Source organism: Desulfocurvus sp. (assembly GCF_023230885.1).
In the GTDB taxonomy this organism is placed as follows: Bacteria; Desulfobacterota; Desulfovibrionia; order Desulfovibrionales; family Desulfovibrionaceae; genus Desulfocurvus.
On the sequence record NZ_JALNWM010000049.1, the window covers coordinates 1 to 17,491 of the forward strand.

Genomic DNA, 17,491 nt, shown 5'->3' on the forward strand with positions numbered 1-17,491 from the left:
CGCCCCGGGGCGGCCCCGGCTAGCGCCCGTCGGCGAGCTTCATGAGCACCAGCCCGGCGACGATGAGCCCCGCCGCCAGCAGGCGCAGGCCCCCGGCCTGTTCGCCCAGGACCAGGACGCCCACCGCGAACGCCCCCACGGCGCCGATTCCCGTCCAGACCATATAGGCCGTGCCCAGGGGCAGGGAACGCATGGCCAGCGCCAGCAGGAAGAAACTGACGCCCATCGCCGCCAGGGTCGCCGCCGAGGGGCCCAGGCGCGAGAATCCGTGGGATTGCTTCAGGAAATAGGCCCAGACGACCTCAAGGACGCCCGCGCAGACAAGCAGGAACCAGGACATGCGGTTCTCCGTTCCGAAGAGCCGGGCCGTCCCGGACAGTGCAACCCGAAGTGGGGGAGGTCGTGGCCTCGCGGGGGCCCGGCGCGGGCCGCAACCACCGGCCGCCCGCACCGGGGGCAAGCAGTGCGGCCCCCGAAACGCCCCCGGCGTGTTGCGGATGCCAACAGACGCCAGGGGACATCGACGGGCCCCAAAACCAAAAACCGAGGGCCCCGACGGTCTTCTCCATCAAGGGCCCCGGGGGAAAGCCTGTGGCGGAGGGGGAGGGATTCGAACCCCCGGACAGGTTGCCCCGCCAGCGGTTTTCAAGACCGCCGCCTTCGACCGCTCGGCCACCCCTCCGCAGGGCGCACAGCATAGGCAAGGGGGCCGGGGTTGTAAAGAAACCCCTTGCGAGGCCGGAAGATCCCCGGGCCCGGCGCTGCGGGCCGCGCCGGGGCGGCCCGGACGACGCGGGGCGGGGGAAAAAGCGCTTCACCACGACGTTCCGGGCAAAGCGGACCCGGACGGCGCAGGGCGGGGAACCGGCCCCGGCCAGGCGCCGCGCCGGGGGCAGGCCCGGACGGCGCAGGCCGCGGCCCCGCCCAGCGCCGCGCCTCCGGCGGGCGCAATCCAAGGTCCGGTCCCGGCCGGATTCCGCCCGGGGAACCGTTTCGAGACGGGGCCGCCTTGGGCCGGGCTCGTCCCGGGCGGCGCCTGCGGGCGGGTTCCGCCTTGTGCAGGATGGCGGCCCGGGCGGCGTGCAGGGCGGCGGGCCGGACGGTCCGCCCAGGCGCCGGTTGCCCGCCAGGGGCAAAACCTGTAGGCTGCGAATGGCGGATTCATGTACGCCGGGCGGCGCGCCGCCCGCGCACCGGCCATACCGGCCCCCCCAAGCCCGGGCGCCCCCCGGCCCCGGCACCCGGAAGACTCCGGGAGCCCAGGAGATTCCATGTCCCAAGCCAAAGACGGCGACAGCGTGCGCATCCACTACACCGGCACCCTGGACGACGGCACCCTGTTCGACACATCGCGCCAGCGCGAGCCCCTGGAATTCACCCTCGGCTCGGGCATGGTGATCCCCGGCTTCGAGAAGGCCGCCCTGGGCATGAGCGTCGGGCAGTCCAAGAAATTCACCATCCCCTGCGCCGAGGCCTACGGCGAGCACAACGCGGAACTGATCTATGTGGTGGACCGCGCCGAGCTGCCCGAGGGCGTGGAGCCCGCGCCGGGCATGGCCCTGGAGGCCCAGGGGCCCGACGGCCAGCCCTTCCGCCTGAACGTCACCGCCGTGGACGAGGGCACCGTGACCCTGGACGCCAACCACCCCCTGGCAGGCCAGGACCTGACCTTCGAGATCGAACTGATGGCCATCGGCTGAGGCCGTGACCGCCCTTTGCATCCGCGCGGCGCGCGCCTTGCGCCGCGCGGCCCTTCTGGCCCTGGCCGTGGTCCCGCTGGCCCTGGCGCCGGGAGCCGCCCGCGCGGCGGAGCCAGGCGGCGCGCGCCCGGCCCATCAGGAGGCCCCCGTGTCCCTTCCCCGCCCCGTGACGCTCCTGGCCGTGGGCGACAGCCTCACGGCGGGCTACGGCCTGCCCGCCTCCGCCGCGCTGCCCGCCGTGATCGAAGCCCTGCTGCGCCAGGAGGGCCTGGACGTGCGCGTCGTCAACGCGGGCGTGTCCGGCGACACCACGGCGGGCGGGCTGGCCCGGCTGCCCTGGCTGCTGGAGGAGCCCCCGGACTGCGCCTGGCTGGAGCTGGGGGCCAACGACGGGCTGCGCGGCCAGGACCCGCAACGCATGGAGGCCAACCTGGACGCCATGCTGGAGTTGTTCGCGGCCCGGGGCGTGCCCGTGCTGCTCATCGGCATGCGCGCCCTGGAGAACTACGGAGCGGACTACGCCGCCCGCTTCGACGCGGTGTTTCCCCGCGTGGCCGGGCGCCACGGGGTGCCCCTGCATCCCTTCCTGCTGGAAGGCGTGGCGCTGGACCCGGCCCTGAACCAGGACGACGGCATCCACCCCAACAAGCGCGGGGTGGAGGTCATCGCCCGGGCCCTGCTGCCCCGGGTACGCGAGCTGGTCCTGGCGGCGGCCCGGCCCTAGCGGCCGGCCCCGACGAAAAAACCGACGCCCCCGTGCGCGAGGCCGCGCGGGGGCGTCGGTTTTTGCGCCGCCGCGCCGGGCCCCGTGCGGGCGCCCTACTCGTTGCGCAGTACGCCCCAGGCGCTGCCGCGCAGGGCCCGGCGCACGCCGAGCAGCCCCAGCAGGACCGTGGCAGCCACCCCGCCGACGGTGATCGCCGCCAGGGGCAGGGGCAGGAAGACCCAGCTGCGGTTCAGCGCCCCGGCCACGAAGGCCCACGAGCCCGCCATGCCCAGCAGGGCCGCCAGGGCCGCCGCCGCCGCACCCAGGATGGCGAACTCCAGCACCAGGGCGGCCATGATGTCGCGCCGGGTGGCCCCCAGCACCTTGAAGACCACGGCGTCGTAGTGGCGCGCGCGCAGGTTGGCGCGCAGGGCCTCGGCCAGCACCAGCAGCCCGGCCACAAGGGCCAGGGCCGCCGCCGCGCCCACGGCCAGCCCCACCTCGTCCACCAGCCGCCCCAGGTTCTCCAGCACCTCGCGCATGGAGATGGCCACCACCTCGGGAAAGGCCCCGGTCACGGCGCGGAACAGGGCCGCCTCGTGCTCGCGGTCGGCGTAGGCCGTGGCGATCCAGGTGTAGGGCGCGCCGTCCAGCACCCCGGGGGAGAAGATGATGGTGTGGTTCAGGCCGCCGGAGGTCCAGTCGATGCGCCGGGTGCAGGCCACGGTACCCGTGATGCGCCGCCCGAGCACGTTCACCGTCAGCGTGTCGCCCACGGTCATGCCGAAGCCGCGGCAGACGCGCTCGTCCAGGCAGATGAGCGGCGGCCCCGCGTAATCCGGCGCCCACCAGCGGCCCTGGGTCAGCTCCAGGCCCCCGGGCATGGGCCCGGCGAAGGTCAGCCCCCGGTCCGAGCGCAGGGCCCAGGCCACGTCGGGGTCCACGTCCACCGCGTCGGCCTCGCGCCCGGCGATCTCCACGATGCGCCCCCGGATGGAGGGCTGCTTCTCCACGCGCGAGACTCCCGGAACGGCCAGGGCCGTGCGCTCCAGGGCCTGCATGGCCCCGCGCGGGATGTCGATGAAGAAGAACGACGGCGCCGTGCTCGGGGTCTGGCGGGCGATGATGTCGCGGATGTTGCCCTCGGACAGGGCCACGGCCACCAGCACGGTGAGCCCCAGGCCCAGGGAGAAGACGACGCTGGCCGTTGCCGCGCCCGGGCGGTGCAGGTTCGCCAGGGCCTGGCGCAGGCGCGGCCCGGCCGGGCGCGGCAGGCGCGCGGCCAGACGCCGCACCAGGGCGGCCCAGGCCCGCAGCACGGCCACGCTGCCCAGGGCCCCCGCCGCGAACCCCAGGGCCACGCCCCGGTCGTCGCTGGTGGCCAGCAAAAGCCCCGTCAACGCGAGGACCGCCAGGGCGCAGGCAGCCACGGTGCCCCGGCCCGGGCGGCGGTCCCCGGTGTCGGCGTAGCCCCGGAACAGCCGCGCGGGGGATGTCAGCCCCGCGGCGGACAGCGGCCACAGCGAAAAAGCCAAGGCCGTGAGCAGCCCGTAGGCCACCGCCAGCAGCGCCGGGAGCTGCGGCGTGTGCCGCAGCACGGGCACACCCAGGCGCAGGGCCAGGGGCTCGGCCCCGGCCCAGACCACCAGCCAGCCGGCCAGGGCCCCGGCGGCGCTGCCCGCCAGGGCCAGGGCCATGACCTGCACGAAATAGATGCCGCTCACCAGCCGCCGCGAGGCGCCCAGGGCCTTCATCACGGCGATGGACCGCTGGCGCCCGGCCAGGAACGCGCGCACCGCCCCGGCCACGCCGATGCCGCCCACAAGCAGCGTGGCCAGGCCCACCAGGGTCAGGTACTGGGCCACGTCGTCCAGGAGCCAGGTCAGCCGCGTGGCGGCCTTGTGAAAGGTGCGCACGCGAAACCCGCCGTCGGGATGGGCGGCCAGCAGCTCGGCGGCCAGGGCGTCGGCCTCGGCGGGGCCCCTGTGCTCCTTGGGCAGGCGCAGGTTGTACACATAGCGGGCCAGGGTGCCGGGGCGGACCACCCCCGAGGCGGCCAGGGCCTCCAGCCCGACGATGAGCCGGGGCCCGAGGGCCCAGAACTGGCCCACGCGGTCGGGCTCCTGGCGGATGATGCCCGTGAGTACGAATTCGGCCCCGCCCACGCGCACCACGTCGCCCAGGAGCAGGTCCAGGCGCTCCAGGAGCGCCTGTTCGGCCACGGCGCCCGGCAGGCCGTCGCGCCCGGCCAGGGCCTGGGCCAGCCCGAAGCCGCCCATGAGGCTGAAGCGCCCGTAGAGGGGGTAGGCGCCGTCCACGGCCTTGAGCTCGGCCAGGGCCGAGCCCCCGCCCTTGCGCGGACGGACCATGACCCGCATGTCCACCTGGCGCGAAAGCTCGCCCCGGGCCTCCAGGGCGCGGGCCACGGCGGAGTCCACCGGAACGTGGGAGCGCATGAGCTGCACGTCCCCGCCCAGCACGGCCCGGGCCTCGGAGGCCAGCCCGCCGCCGATTCCGGCGGCGAAGGTGCCCACGGCGGCGATGGCCGCCACGCCCAGGGCCAGGCAGGCCAGGAACACGCCAAGCCCCCGCGCGCCGCCGCGCATCTCGCGCCGGGCCAGCCGCAGGACCAGGCGCAGCTGCGCCGCAGGGGTCATGCGCCCGGCCCCTGGCCCTGGCCCAGGCGGCCGCCGTGCATGTGCACCGTGCGGGAACAGCGCCCGGCCAGGGCCATGTCGTGGGTGATGAGCACCAGGGTCACGCCGCGCCGCTCGCGCAGGTCGAAAAGCAGATCGGCCACCCGGGCGCCGGTGTCCTCGTCCAGGTTGCCCGTGGGCTCGTCGGCCAGCAGCAGGCGCGGGCCCGGGGCGAAGGCCCGGGCAATGGCCACCCGCTGCTGCTCGCCGCCGGACAGCTCGGCGGGATAGTGCCCGGCGCGGGCCTCCAGGCCCACGGCGGCCAGGCTCTCCCGGGCCCGGTCCCAGGCGTCGGGGTTGCCGGCGAACTCCAGGGGCAGGGCCACGTTCTCCAGGGCGGTCATGGTCGGCACAAGGTGGAAGGCCTGGAAAACCACCCCCACCGCCCCGCGCCGGAAGCGCGCCAGCCCGTCTTCGTCCAGGGCGCGCAGGTCCTGCCCGTCGACCACCACACGCCCCGAGGAGGCCCGCTCCAGCCCGGCCATGACCATGAGCATGGTCGTCTTGCCCGCGCCCGAGGGCCCGGCAACGCTCAGGGTCTGCCCGGCCTCCACGGCCAGGTCCACCCCGCGCAGCACCTCAACGGGCCCCGCGCCGCCGGTCAGCGTCAGGCGCACGTCCACAAGTTCCACCATGTTCCTGGCCGGTTCGGCCATGTTCGCACTCCTTTGTTGCGGGCGCCACGAAAGCCGCGTCCGGCCCCGGCGCGGGCGCCGCCGCGCGCATGGCGAAATCCCGTGAGTTGGTGTATACCCCAGGCCCAGGCCAGGGAAAAGCCGTTTCTGGCGCCCGCGCCCAACGGCCCCCTCCCGCGCCGCCCCCGAAACCCCCGTCCCTCCCGGAGGTCCCCATGAAGGTCGTGGCATTCAACGGCAGCGCCCGCCGCAAGGGCAACACCCAGCACCTCGTCGACCACGCCCTGCGGGAACTGGCCGCCCGGGGCGTCGAGACCGAAAGCGTCTCCCTGGCCGGGCACCCCCTGCGCGGCTGCGTGGCCTGCCTCAAATGCTTCACCAACCAGGACAAGCGCTGCGCCGTGGACGTGGACTTCGTGAACGACTGCGTGGAGAAAATGCTCGGGGCCGACGGCATAATCCTGGCATCACCCACCTACTTCGCCAACGTTTCCGCCGAGATGAAGGCGCTCATCGACCGCGCGGGCATGGTGGCCAAGGCCAACGGCGACATGTTCGCGCGCAAGGTGGGCGCCGCGGTGGTGGCCGTGCGCCGGGGCGGGGCCATCCAGGTCTTCAACGCCCTGAACGCCTTTTTCCTCATCGGCCAGATGGTGGTGGTCGGGTCGAGCTACTGGAACATGGGCATCGGCCTGAACCGGGGCGACGTGGACGACGACACCGAGGGCCTCCAGACCATGCAGACCCTGGGCCGCAACATGGCCTGGGCCCTGGAGCGCCTGCGCGGCTAGCTCCCGCCCAGCCCCAGGAAATTGCGCACGCCGGTGAAGATTATCTGGGCCGCCAGGGCCGAGAGGATCAGCCCGGTGAGCTTGGTCAGCACCTCGATGCCCAGGCGCCCCAGCAGACGGCGCACATGGGCCGAGAGCACCAGCACGATCCCCAGGCAGGCCACGGCGGCCATGAGCGCCCCGCTGCCCACCAGCCGGTCCTGGGCGGGCATGGCCGCGCCCATGACCAGCAGCGCGCCCGTGGTGGCCGGGCCCACGGCGATGGGAATGGCCAGGGGCACAACGCTGATGTCGCCCTCGCTCTGGCCCGCCTCGTCCCCGGCCCGGCCGCGCACCAGGGACACCGCCGACAGGAACAGCAGCACCCCCGCCCCGATGCGGAAGCTGTCCACCGTGATGCCGAAGACCTCGAAGATCAGGTTCCCGAAATGGAACAGCACCAGCGTGACCACGGCCACGGCCAGGGTCACGCGCAGGGCGGTCAGCCGCCGCCCGCGCGGGTCCATGCCCTTGGTCAGCGCCAGGAACATGGTCAGGACGAAGAAAGGCGTCAGCAAAAAGAAGAACTTGATGAACACGCTAAGGAACAGGTGCACGGCGGCCTCCGGTTTTGGCGTGGCGCGGGCGCGGCGGGGGGAGCCCCACCGCGCCCGCGATCATACCACGCAGGGGGCTGCCTGTAACGGGCCTTGAGGCGCCCGTCAACCACCGCGTCGGCAGGACCCGTCACCAGACGCGCGCGCCCTGGCCGAGCACCGTGCCGCCCAGGGTCAGGCCCGTGCGCAGCAGGGCGTCGGAGCCCCGCGCCCGGGCCGCCGCCGCCGAGCCGGAATAGCCGTAGGCCGCCTCGCGGCCGCGTTGCAGCGCCTGGGCCGCGCGCAGCCCGCCCTCGCGCTCGATGGCCGCCAGGTCCAGGGCGCCCAGGCCCGCCGTGCCCGCCAGCACCTCCAGCGCCGAGCCGGACCCGGCGTCGATGCCCGCGCCCACGGCCCCCACCCGCGCCGCCGCCAGCCGGCGGCGCAGCTCCGCCCCGGCGCGCTCCCGGTCCCGCGCGGCCTGGCGCTTTATTTCACCGGCCTGGCGCGCGGCCTCGGCCCGGGCGACCTCGGCCTGGCGCCCGGCGGCCCGGGCCTGGGCCTGGGCCTGGCGCCCCTGGGCCACGCCGCCCATGACGGTGTTGACGATACCCAGCCCCAGAAGCCCGGCGGTAACAGGATCAGCACCCATCAGCGTACCCTCGCGTAGAGATAGTAGTTGTCGTCGCCCACGAGCCTGCGCAGCAGGGCCTCGCGCTCGAAACCAAGGAACCCGAACCATTTGGCCCGCGCGGAATGCCGGACGTGCACCGTGGTCTGGATGCGCGTCAGGCCCAGCCCGCTTTCGGCGGCCTCCAGGCAGCGCCGGGCCAGGCGGGCACAGGCCACGGGGTGGGCCTCCACCAGGGCGCTGGTCAGGGCCCAGGCGTTGCCCGTGGCCCCGGGCTGTATGCCCACCCCGCCGCAGGCCACCACCGCCCCCGCGTGCAGGAGCGTCCAGCACGGGCCGCTTGCGCGGTACATGGCCGCCAGGGCCAGAAGCCCCCGGCGGCCGCCGCGCGCGGCAAAGCCGAGACGGTCGGCCGGGCGCAGCTCCAGGCGCCGCACATGGGCCACCTCGAAGGGGATCACGCGCATGCTCAGCCCTCCCCCTGCACCTGCGGCACGCAGCAGACCACGGTCATGGGCAGCGGATCGTCCTGGCGGATGGTGAACAGGCCGTCGCGGTCATAGCCGCTGGCCAGGCGCACCTCGCGGTCGCCGTCCAGCAGCGGCGGGGCCGTGCCCGCGCGCACGGGCGCGGCGTGGGGCAGCAGGCGCTCGTACTTGTCGGCCACGTCGTCGCCCGGGCACACGCGCCCGCCCACGGTCTGGCGCAGGCGCACGGTGACGCCCATGATCCGCTTGCGCCGGGTCTGCGAGGTGCCCGCCGCGCCGCCCACCTCCAGGCGCATGGGCTGGAGCACGGCGCTGTAGGGCAGGCCGGCGTGGACCTTCCAGGCCGCCCGGGGCAGGGCCACGGCCCCGCCCTGCACGCGCCGGGGCTCCTGCAGCGCGCCGTCCAGGAGCACGGACACCTCGCGGCCCTCCAGGTGATCCAGCCCGGTCAGGGGCCCGGCGGGCAGCCGCCGCCAGCAGAGGCCCCCGCCCTGGTGGACGGGCAGGCCCGCGCCGTCCACCCAGGCCCCGTCGGCCAGGAGCAGGAAGCTGCCCGCGTCCGGCTCGGCCCCGCCCACGGTCAGGGGCACGCCGCACAAGGCATCCAGTCCGGCCAGGCCCTCCAGGAGCACCTGGTCGCCGTCGCGAGCGCAAAGCCCCGGGGCGCACACGCGCACCCGCCCCGTGTCCGCGAGGGTCTCCACGGCCTCCACCCGCGCGCAGTTGGACAGGCCGCAGTCCATGAAGAAGCCCCCGGCGGCGTCCCGGGCGCGGGGGGCCGGGCCGCCCGCGCGCTCCCCGGCGTCGAAGACGGGATCCAGCCGCTCCACGGTGCGCAGCGTGGCGCCGTCCCCGGCCGTGCGGCGCACGAGCATCCAGACCTCGTCGCCCCAGGGGCCCGGCACGGTGGCCACGCTCTCGCAGCGGCCGTCCCCGCCCAGCAGATGGCGGTGCCAGGCCACCACGCCCTGCTCGCGCAGGTAGGTGCAGGCCGCCAGCACCCCGTCGTGGCGCACGGCCCACAGCACCCCGTCGGGCTCGCGGGCGAAGGCCATGTCGCGGATGCCCGGGCCGGTGATGTGTTCGGCCAGCAGGGTCAGCTCCGGCGAGGCATACCTGTAGCTGGCGATATCGTAGGCCATTTCGCGCACCTTGCGCCCGCTGCGCGAGACGAAGAGCACCGCCCCGGACACCGGCTCGGGCCGCACCGCCGCGCTGCCGTGGGAGCTCTGGCGCTTGCGCTGGACCTTGGCCGGGGTCATGCCCTCGCCCTCCAGGCCGGACCAGACCTTCAGCTCGCCCGCATTGGTGCCCACAAGCAGCTCCTCCTGGTCGGCGATCCAGCGGATGGGATTGACCCGCGAGCCGGACAGGGTGATCTCGATGGCGTCGTCGTCCAGGGGCCTGTCCTGCACGCCGTCCACGAAGGCCGCCGTGTTCATGCGGAAGTCCTCGTGGGCGCCGGTGCGCGACATCCACAGGGTCAGCGGCCTGGCCCGGGTGGCGCCCAGCACGAGGCGGTCCTCGTAGAGCCCGACCACGGAGGGCCACCGGGGCGCCCCGCCCTGCTCCCCGGGGCCGAAGGCCTCGGGCATGGAATCCGCGCGCTCCAGGAGCTTCCAGAATTCGCCCCGCAGCTCCCCGCCCGCGTACATGGACTCGATCTGGTCGCGGGCGTGGACCGGCGAGGCCGCGAAGGCCAGCTCCAGGCCCGCGCCCTCGGCCAGGTAGACCCCCGGGCCCTTGTACATGTACCAGCCCGGGGCGCCCTGGGGGTCCAGGGCGCGGACGATGGTGGCGACCTCGAAGGTCCGCCCGGCGGGCAGGGCCAGCCGCGCCGCGCCCGCCTCGGCGCAGACCGGCCCCGTGCCCCCCGGCGCCGTGGCGGCCAGGTCGTGGCCGGGCATGCGGTAGTCCAGCTCCTCCAGGCTCCAGTCGTCGTGGGCCCGGCGCACGAGCTTGCGCGGGGCCGTGTCGGGATGGACAAGGTAGAGCACGTCGCAGCTCTGGACGTGATCAACGCCCCAGACGGCCGCGGCGCCCCAGGGGCTCTGGATGCGGTAGACCGGATCGGCGGTCCAGAGCCCGGCCCAGGCGCCCGCGCCGGGCTCGTTGTCCGGCACGGCGTCGTGGGCCGCGAGGCAGCGATACACGACCCCGGAGCGGCCCGCGTAGTCTCCCGGGCCGTATGCCGCCCCCGCCTCCCAGGCGGGGGCGGCGGACTTGAGCACGACGCCCCCGCCGGTGAAGAAGCGCAGGAAGCCGTCGCCCATCTCGATGACATAGCTCTGGCTCTGGGTGCCGTTGAAGTCGAAGGACACCAGACGCGCCGCCGAGCCCTGGGCCCCGGCCAGGGCGATGAAGCGCGTTCCCGACCGCTTGCAGACGCTGCCGTGGGGCCTGGGGATGAAGTTCTCCAGCCTGCGGCAGCCGGTGTAGTACTTCTCGTGGTCCGTGCGCCCGTCCAGGTGCGGCGACAGCTCGCCGCCCGTGAAGGCGTTGATGATCGGCGATGCGGAAACGCTCATGGTCTACCTCCTGGCCCGTTGCAGCAGGTCGGGCCGGTTGGCTTCGGGGGTGCCGCCGCCCCGGGCGTCGCGGCCCTTGGCCGTGCGCAGGCGCTCGCGGTACAGGGCCTCCAGGCGCTCCTTCTCGGCGCTGGAGCCGGTGATCTTGCGCGCCAGGCGCGCGGCCACCCGCGCGGCCAGCGCCACGCGGAAGGTCGGCGGCATCTCGGCCGGGTTCTCCACCCGGCGCACATAGCGCACGGCCACGGCCTCCAGGTCGCACAGCAGGGCCCCGCCCTCGATGGCGTAGGACACCTCGGGCTCGCAGCCGATGACGTGCAGGCAGTCGGCGGGCAGGCGGAAGGCCCGGCCGTAGCCGAAGGCCGGGGCCTCGGCCAGCCGGGCCAGGTCCACGCGGCGGATGGCGAACTTCCAGGGGTGCTCCTCCAGCATGGCGTCGCGCTCCACCTCGTACACCGCCCGGGCCAGCCGGGCGCGCTCGGTGTCCTGGTCCGCCGAGGCGATGCGGTCCTCGCCCAGCTCGATGAGCGCCCCGGAGAGGATCTCCACGCTCATGGTCTAGTCGTCCCCCTGGAAGAGGCTGCGGAAGAAGGCCTCGCGCCGCTTCTGGCCGCCGTCCGCCCCGCCGGGGGCCGGAGCCTGGATCGCGGGCGCCCCCTGGGCCGCGCGCGGCTCCAGGCGCTCGGGATACAGCTCGAAGCTCACCTGGGCCGGGCCCTGCTGGTCGCCGGGATAGGCGTCGCGGGCGCGGGCCTCGCCGACGAGGGTGAAGGCCGCGCCGGGCTCGGGGGCCTGGGCCAGGCCCAGGGCGGGCAGGGTCTGGGCGTCCAGGGTCACGACGATGCCCTTGTGCCGCTGTTCCATGATGGTCGGGGTCTGCATGGTATTCTCCTTGCTCGGGGTTTTGCGCGGCGGGGCCGGGGCCCCGCCGCGGGTGTCCGTTGGTCGCGACCGGCCGGGGGGCGGGAAGGCGCGCGCGGCCCCTCCCCGCCCGGACGGCGGCGGCCGTCGGCTAGCGCGCCAGGTAGTGCGGATACACCGACAGGCTGCCCTGGGCGGCGGGGTCGGTGCTGGCCAGCACGGCGCGGGTCTCGGCGCGGGTGTCGCTGGGCGGGATGAAGCGGCCAAGCACGGCCCCGGCCGCCAGGGCCAGGGGCCCGGCCAGGGCGCACACGGTGCCCAGGGGCTCCCAGGCGCCGCCCGCGTCGCGCTGCTCCAGGGTCACGCCCAGGCTGGCCCCGGCGGCCAGGGCCAGGTCGGTGTCGGCCTGGGCCACCACCTCCTGGGAGCCCAGGGCCCCGGCAAAGCACAGCACGCGGCCGTTGCCCGGGGCGCTGGCGTTCTGGGGCAGGGGCTGGGCCTTGGCCAGATACTCGTCGTGGACCTTGAGGATGTGGTCGTACATGCTGCGCGTCCTCCTAGTTGAAGGCGACCGTCGCCTCGGTGGCGTCGGCGAAGTTGTAGCTGGTGACGATGGGCACGCCGTTCCATTCGGCGATGCGCCGGTCCACGTTGCGCTCGGAGGCGGTCATCTGGAAGGCGGCGCCCTTGCCCGCCTCGGCCAGGATGCTCATGACCTTGCGGTGGCAGAACAGGAAGGTGCCCGCCCCGCCGCGGACCATGTCGAGCAGGTTGTCCACCTGCATGGCCGTGGGCGGGGTGGCGGGGGTGATGTTCACCAGGGCCGCCACGGTCCGGGGGTTGGCGATCTGGATGCCGAAGTAGCCCTTGAGGCGCACGCCGTAGCCCAGCACGCCGCGCTCGTCCTCGTAGAGCGTGCCGCCGCCGACGGGGCGCACGTCGAGGATGCCGCCCTGGCGGAAGGTGTTGCTGGAATACAGGCCCGTGGTCTCGCCGGGCACGAAGCGCACGGCCAGCAGGCTGTAGCCCTGGTCGCCGACGCCCCCGGCGTCCATGAGCCGCCCGGCGTCCTGGGCGTACTTGCGCAGGTTGCCGTAGACGATGGCCTTTTCGGCGTCCACGCCGAGCTTGCGCAGGGCCTTGGGCAGCTTCTTGGCGAAGTAGGCGTCGCGCCCGCCCATGGCCTTGGCCTTGTCCTCGGGCAGGAACATCCTGGCCCCGAGGATGGACAGGTCGACCTTCTTCAGCCGGGTGCCCACGTCGATGGTGCCCAGGGGCGCGTCCATGTCCACGAAGCCGCCGCCGGTCACGTCGGAGACCTCGTCGTAGACGTTCCACAGGGCGTGGGAGGCCTCCTCGAAGGGGATCACGTCCAGCACGGGGGTTTCCTCGGTCAGCCAGTCGACCTGGTCGGGCTGGCGGGTGGCGAAGCGGGCGCTCAGGTCGCGCAGGGTCGAAGCGGTGCTCATCTGCTATTCTCCTTTGCCGCCGAAGACGACTTCGGCGAAGAAGCGTTCGGGAGTCATGGCCTGGCCGCGGGGTGCGGGACCACCGATCCCCCCGACGAAGCCGTCCTCCTGGTTGGCCTTCCCGATCTCGTGAAACAGGCGGACCAGAACCGGGTCGTCGCCGTGGGCGTCGAGGATGCGCCGGGTCTCGGCGGGGTCGAGCCCCGCGCGGCCGGCCACGGCCTCGAAGCCCCGCCGGGCGATCTCCGTGTTGCCCCGGGCGTCCTCGCCCCACAGCTGCTCCAGCACGCCCAGGGTCTCGGCCCGCCGCTGCCCGCGCTGGGCCTCGAACTCGCGCGCCGTGCGCGCGGCCAGCTCGTTGTAGCGGTCCGAAAGGCCCTGGGCCTGGCCGGGCGACAGGCCCAGCTCGTGGGCCGCCGCACGGAACCAGCCCATGAGCCGGGCGTCGGCCTGCTGGCCCTCGGGCAGGGCGATGTCGTAGCCCTCGGGCCCGGCGGGCACGCCCGTCAGGCGCCGCAGCTCGGCGTCGAACCGGGCGCGGTCGTCGTCGCTGGCGTCCCCGGGCAGGGGCGCAAGGCCAACGGTCTTGCGCCCGATGAGCGCCTGGGCGCTGGCCAGGGCCCGGGCCATGTCGCGCACCCCGGCGTACTTGCGCAGGGCGGGATGCGCCGACAGGGGCACCGTCCGGCCGTCCAGGTCCCATGTTTCGGTGTCGGGAATGGCCTCCTCCAGCCAGTGTCGAGCAGTCGGGGAAGGTGTCTGCGCGCCGTGTCCGTCAGCGGGGGCAATCGAGGCTTCCTGCGTCATGGTCCCTCTACTCCTTTACTTTGAAATTCTCAGGGTTTTCGAAATATTCCACCAACTGGAACAGGGTCATCCGGCCGTAGCGGAACTCCACCTGCTCGCCCCCGCGCCAGGGCCCGGGGGCCGGGGCCGGGCGCATGAAGCAGTGCGTGCGCAGGAACTCGCGCAGCACGCGCCCCGATGGCGTGGCCAGGGCCGCGTGGATGTGCCCGTGCAGCTCGCGTTCGCTCATGGCTTGCGGCTCCATCAGCCCGCCTCCCCGGCCCCGGGGGCGGGGCCCGCGCCCGGAATCCCCGCGGCGCCCAGGCCCCGGGCCAGGGCCTCCAGCTCGCGCCCCTGGCGCAGGGCCTCCACCTCGGCCGCAGGGCGCACGCCGGTCTGCGGGAAGCCGCGCTGCTCCATGACCCGGCGCACGTTCTCGTCGTGGCGGAACAGGTCGAGAACCTGGGGCGCCACGGCCACGATGGGCGCGATCTCCGCGTAGGTGCGCAGCACCGAGCGCGCCTGGGACTCGCGCTGGGCCAGCATGAGCGGGCTCACATAGTCCACGCGCAGCCCGTGCCCGGCGGCCTCGGGCGGCGCGGGCGGCAGCTCCCCGCGCCGCGACATGAGCCGGAACAGGCGGTCGAACAGGCGCTGGAAGTTCTCGCGCTGCTGGTTGACCAGCAGCGGCCCGAGCAGGAACATGCGCTCGGAGGCCAGCTCGGCCACCTCCAGGGCCGTGGGCGTGCCGCCGTTGCGCACGCGCTGGCTCACGGCCAGGAACAGGTCCACGAAGAAGGCCTCGTTGATGTCCTGCCTGGTGGCGGCGAGCATCTCCAGGGAGAAGCGCGGGTCGCCGCCCACGGACAGGGGCCCGAAGTCCGCCAGGCTGTTGCCCTCGGCGCGGCGGTAGTAGTTCATGGCCCGGGGCTCGAAGCTGAAGCGGCCCACAAAGCCGTCGTCGGGCACAAGGTAGGGCGGCGCCACGGCCAGCTGCCCGGCCTCCAGGATCAGCCGCTTCATCTCGTTGATCATCTTGGCGTCGGCCAGGGCCTCGGTTCCGGGGCTGTAGCTGTAGGCCGTGCCCGGCAGGCGGTGGGCCCGGGCGACCACATAGGGCAGCTCGGCGTAGCCGCCCACGGACAGGACGTGCCCGTCCCCCAGCTCCATGTAGACCGAGCGCCAGGCCAGCCCCGGGCGCCGGGCGCCGCCCCCGCTCCGGACGGGGGTCACGGCGTGCAGGAACTCCACGGGGCGGCCCGCGCCGCGCCCGGGCCCCAGGGCGCGCCGCAGCGCCGGGGACAGCCGCTCCTCGCCCCAGCGGGCCGCGGCCTGGCGCGGCGTGAGCCGGAAGCGGCGCAGCACGGTATCCACCTCGCCCAGGTGGTTCTCGTCGATGTAGACCTCGTGCAGGGGCAGGGCCCGGAAGCGGATGCCCGCGTCGGGCACGGCCGGGTCCTCGTCCACGAAGAGGCACTGCCAGCCGAACAACCCGGACTGGTGGTAGCCCAGCACCTGCTGCGGGTAGTATCCGCAGCGCTCCAGGGCGGCGTAGAGGCGGTCCTCGGCCTCCTGGAGCCAGGCGCGCACCCGGGGGCTGGCCGCCAGGTCGCGGTCTTCCAGGCCCAGGGCGAACCAGCGCTGGGACGGCGAGGACGCCCCGGCCAGCATCCCGGCGGCGAAGATGTTGGCCGCGCGCCTGGCGGTGGAGTCCACCAGGTCTTCGCGGCGCCGCCGGGGGTGCCCGGGCTCGCCGGAAAACCCCGCATAGGCCGGGCCCATGTGCTCGGCCACCTCCTCCCAGATGGAGTCGAAGGGCTGGCGGGCCCGTTGCAGCTCCTCGAAGCGCTGGCGCGTGGCGCGGGCCAGCTCGCGGGCGTCGGTGCCGCGCGCCCCGGGGGCGTCGGGCCCGGCCCCGGCCTGCCGCGCCGCGGGCGCGGCGTGATGCGTGTCGTGTTCGTGCATGGCTACCCCAGCGTTTTGCGGCCCACTCGGGCCGATCCGAGCACCCCGTCCCCGGTGGTGGCCACCGTGGCCCCGGCCAGGCGGCGCAGCCGCTCGGCCTCGCGGCGCCGGGCCTCCTGCATCCGCGCGGCGTCCTCGCCGCCCGTGTCCTCGGGCTGGGGCACGGGCGCGGGCGGCGGCGCCTGCACCGAACCCTTGCCCCCGCCGCCCCCGCCGAAGATCGACGATCCACCCATTGCTCATTCCTCCTTGTTGCGGGTCAGATAGGAAACCACCGCGCCCACGCTGCGGCCTCCGGCCAGGGGCGCGCCGTGGGGGACTGTCCCCAGCACGGTGAAGCCCAGGTCGCGCACCAGGCCCAGGGCCGCCCCGTTGGTGCGCGGGGTCACGCCCACCAGCACCTCGATGAGCGGCCGTCCGTCGGACCCGGCCACGGACAGCAGCCAGTCGGTGACGTAGAAGCCGATGATCCGCGCCGGGCTGCCGAAATAGTCGCGCAGCACGGCGAAATGGATGCGCGCCGAGCGCCCGCAGCGGCCGTCGAGCCAGAACAGGGCCGCCGGGTCGCCGTCGGCGTAGACGGCATAGAAGGCCCGTCCGGGCTCCCCGGCGAAGGCGACGAAACCCCGGGCGTCGGTCACCGCGCCGTCGAAGAAGACGTGGCGCGCGAGGCCGTCGTCCTCCAGGCGCTCCCACAGGGCCTCCAGGTCGATGGCGTCCAGCCCGCCGGGGTGGGCGCGGATGTCCAGCACCCCCAGGGCTGGGACGGCGCGGGGCCGGGCGCGGCGGGCGCGCGGGGACGAAACGGGCTGCGGTGCGTGGCGCATCAGTCCTCCAGGGCCCCGGCACCGGGCCGGGGGCCGAAGCTGCGGTTGGCGCCGTCGGCGTAGCGCTGGGCCGGGGCGGCCCCGCGCACGGGCGCGGCGAAGGTCAGGGCCAGGGCATCGGCCAGGTCCGGGCTGCGCAGGCCCCGGGCGCGCATCTGCTCCTTGGGCTCGAGCACCAGGCGCGAGGCGCTGTCCCAGCTGTAGGACGGCGCGGTGAGGTCGGCGTGCAGCGCGTCGTCGTCGGGCAGGTCGGCCTGGGGCTCGTCGGCCAGCCAGTCGCGCAACAGGCCCCACATCTCGGCGCGCTTGTTGCGGTATCGCTCGGGGCGCAGGGGCCGCGCGCCGAAGTTCACCGGGGTCACCCGGCGCTCGAAGCCCATCTCGCGCAGGCGGTCCACCACCCCGGCGCCCAGGCCGCCCACGTCCACGAACAGCCTCTCCACGCGCGGGCTTTCGGACTCCAGCATCCGCCGGCACAGCCCGGCCACCTGCATGGTGTCGCAGCCGCGCCAGGAGCGCAGGCCGAAGGCCTTGCGGCCCTGGCGGAAGACGGCCGCCGTGGCGTCGTCGCCAAACCGCGCGGGGTCCACCCCCGCCACCACCGGGCCGTGTCCGCTCTCGGCGGCCCGGCGCGCGCGCAGGACCAGCAGCGGATCGATGAACGGGTCCAGGCCCGTTGTCTGGAATGCCTCGGCGGGCGTGGCCGGATATTCCTGGCGGAAGAGCCGCTCGTCCTTGAGCTCGGCGATCTTGGCCCGGCGCCAGGCCACCTGGCCCGGGGTCAGGCCGTGCAGGGCCATGTATTCGGCCTCCTGCTCGTCGGGGGCGAAGTC

At 74.6% G+C, this 17,491-nt stretch carries 19 protein-coding genes, 1 tRNA gene and 1 pseudogene; 3 read left to right on the forward strand and 18 right to left on the reverse strand.

The window, feature by feature from the left end; all coding sequences use genetic code 11:
- Positions 1-19: 19 nt before the first annotated feature.
- Positions 20-340 carry a quaternary ammonium compound efflux SMR transporter SugE gene (gene sugE, locus M0P34_RS05305; RefSeq protein ID WP_291497139.1) on the reverse strand — a complete coding sequence of 107 codons (321 nt, stop codon included), beginning with the start codon at positions 338-340 and terminating at the stop codon, positions 20-22.
- 252 nt (positions 341-592) lie between these two features.
- Positions 593-682, reverse strand: a tRNA-Ser gene (locus M0P34_RS05310).
- A gap of 589 nt (positions 683-1,271) precedes the next feature.
- On the opposite strand from M0P34_RS05310, the gene M0P34_RS05315 reads away from it, so the two are divergent.
- A complete protein-coding gene (locus tag M0P34_RS05315; protein WP_291497143.1) occupies positions 1,272-1,700 on the forward strand; it encodes a peptidylprolyl isomerase in 429 nt (142 codons plus the stop codon).
- 148 nt (positions 1,701-1,848) lie between these two features.
- Positions 1,849-2,424, forward strand: a complete 576-nt coding sequence (locus M0P34_RS05320; RefSeq protein ID WP_291497145.1) for an arylesterase — start codon at positions 1,849-1,851, stop codon at positions 2,422-2,424.
- Positions 2,425-2,519: 95 nt separating this feature from the next.
- On the opposite strand, the gene M0P34_RS05325 is transcribed toward M0P34_RS05320, so the two are convergent.
- Complete coding sequence (locus M0P34_RS05325) at positions 2,520-5,063, reverse strand: FtsX-like permease family protein (protein WP_291497147.1); 2,544 nt, start codon at positions 5,061-5,063, stop codon at positions 2,520-2,522.
- The gene (locus M0P34_RS05330; protein WP_291497149.1) at positions 5,060-5,758 is read right to left on the reverse strand and encodes an ABC transporter ATP-binding protein; all 699 of its coding nucleotides are present in this window, start codon (positions 5,756-5,758) and stop codon (positions 5,060-5,062) included. The genes M0P34_RS05325 and M0P34_RS05330 overlap by 4 nt, the downstream gene beginning before the upstream one ends.
- A gap of 194 nt (positions 5,759-5,952) precedes the next feature.
- On the opposite strand from M0P34_RS05330, the gene M0P34_RS05335 reads away from it, so the two are divergent.
- On the forward strand, positions 5,953-6,528 hold the full coding sequence (locus M0P34_RS05335; RefSeq protein WP_291497151.1) for a flavodoxin family protein: 576 nt from the start codon (positions 5,953-5,955) through the stop codon (positions 6,526-6,528).
- Here the strand turns inward: M0P34_RS05335 and M0P34_RS05340 are convergent.
- The 14 genes and pseudogenes from M0P34_RS05340 to M0P34_RS05405 all read right to left on the reverse strand — a co-directional run.
- The gene (locus M0P34_RS05340) at positions 6,525-7,124 is read right to left on the reverse strand and encodes a MarC family protein (protein ID WP_291497153.1); all 600 of its coding nucleotides are present in this window, start codon (positions 7,122-7,124) and stop codon (positions 6,525-6,527) included. The genes M0P34_RS05335 and M0P34_RS05340 overlap by 4 nt on opposite strands.
- 130 nt (positions 7,125-7,254) lie before the next feature.
- On the reverse strand, positions 7,255-7,755 hold the full coding sequence (locus M0P34_RS05345) for a hypothetical protein (protein WP_291497155.1): 501 nt from the start codon (positions 7,753-7,755) through the stop codon (positions 7,255-7,257).
- The gene (locus M0P34_RS05350; RefSeq protein ID WP_291497157.1) at positions 7,755-8,201 is read right to left on the reverse strand and encodes a hypothetical protein; all 447 of its coding nucleotides are present in this window, start codon (positions 8,199-8,201) and stop codon (positions 7,755-7,757) included. The genes M0P34_RS05345 and M0P34_RS05350 overlap by 1 nt, the downstream gene beginning before the upstream one ends.
- Positions 8,202-8,203: 2 nt before the next feature.
- Positions 8,204-10,750: a hypothetical protein gene (locus M0P34_RS05355; protein WP_291497159.1), complete on the reverse strand. Its 2,547-nt coding sequence runs from the start codon at positions 10,748-10,750 to the stop codon at positions 8,204-8,206.
- 3 nt (positions 10,751-10,753) lie between these two features.
- Positions 10,754-11,305 carry a hypothetical protein gene (locus tag M0P34_RS05360; protein ID WP_291497161.1) on the reverse strand — a complete coding sequence of 184 codons (552 nt, stop codon included), beginning with the start codon at positions 11,303-11,305 and terminating at the stop codon, positions 10,754-10,756.
- 3 nt (positions 11,306-11,308) lie between these two features.
- Positions 11,309-11,632 carry a hypothetical protein gene (locus M0P34_RS05365; protein ID WP_291497163.1) on the reverse strand — a complete coding sequence of 108 codons (324 nt, stop codon included), beginning with the start codon at positions 11,630-11,632 and terminating at the stop codon, positions 11,309-11,311.
- A 130-nt stretch (positions 11,633-11,762) separates the two neighbouring features.
- Positions 11,763-12,155 (reverse strand): hypothetical protein, encoded by a 393-nt coding sequence (locus M0P34_RS05370; protein WP_291497165.1) that lies wholly within the window; start codon positions 12,153-12,155, stop codon positions 11,763-11,765.
- Positions 12,156-12,168: 13 nt separating this feature from the next.
- Positions 12,169-13,080, reverse strand: coding sequence for a major capsid protein (locus tag M0P34_RS05375; protein ID WP_291497167.1), 912 nt, complete (start codon positions 13,078-13,080; stop codon positions 12,169-12,171).
- Between the two features lie 3 nt (positions 13,081-13,083).
- On the reverse strand, positions 13,084-13,887 hold the full coding sequence (locus M0P34_RS05380) for a hypothetical protein (protein ID WP_291497169.1): 804 nt from the start codon (positions 13,885-13,887) through the stop codon (positions 13,084-13,086).
- A gap of 7 nt (positions 13,888-13,894) precedes the next feature.
- Complete coding sequence (locus tag M0P34_RS05385) at positions 13,895-14,116, reverse strand: hypothetical protein (RefSeq protein ID WP_291497171.1); 222 nt, start codon at positions 14,114-14,116, stop codon at positions 13,895-13,897.
- Between the two features lie 14 nt (positions 14,117-14,130).
- Positions 14,131-15,831 (reverse strand): portal protein, encoded by a 1,701-nt coding sequence (locus M0P34_RS05390; protein ID WP_291497173.1) that lies wholly within the window; start codon positions 15,829-15,831, stop codon positions 14,131-14,133.
- A gap of 2 nt (positions 15,832-15,833) precedes the next feature.
- Positions 15,834-16,067 carry a hypothetical protein gene (locus M0P34_RS05395; protein ID WP_291497175.1) on the reverse strand — a complete coding sequence of 78 codons (234 nt, stop codon included), beginning with the start codon at positions 16,065-16,067 and terminating at the stop codon, positions 15,834-15,836.
- Between the two features lie 3 nt (positions 16,068-16,070).
- Entirely contained in the window at positions 16,071-16,658 is a 588-nt protein-coding gene (locus tag M0P34_RS05400; protein ID WP_291497177.1) for a hypothetical protein, read from the reverse strand.
- Positions 16,658-17,491, reverse strand: a pseudogene (locus M0P34_RS05405) (hypothetical protein); the annotation flags it as partial. The pseudogene M0P34_RS05405 and the gene M0P34_RS05400, both read right to left, overlap by 1 nt.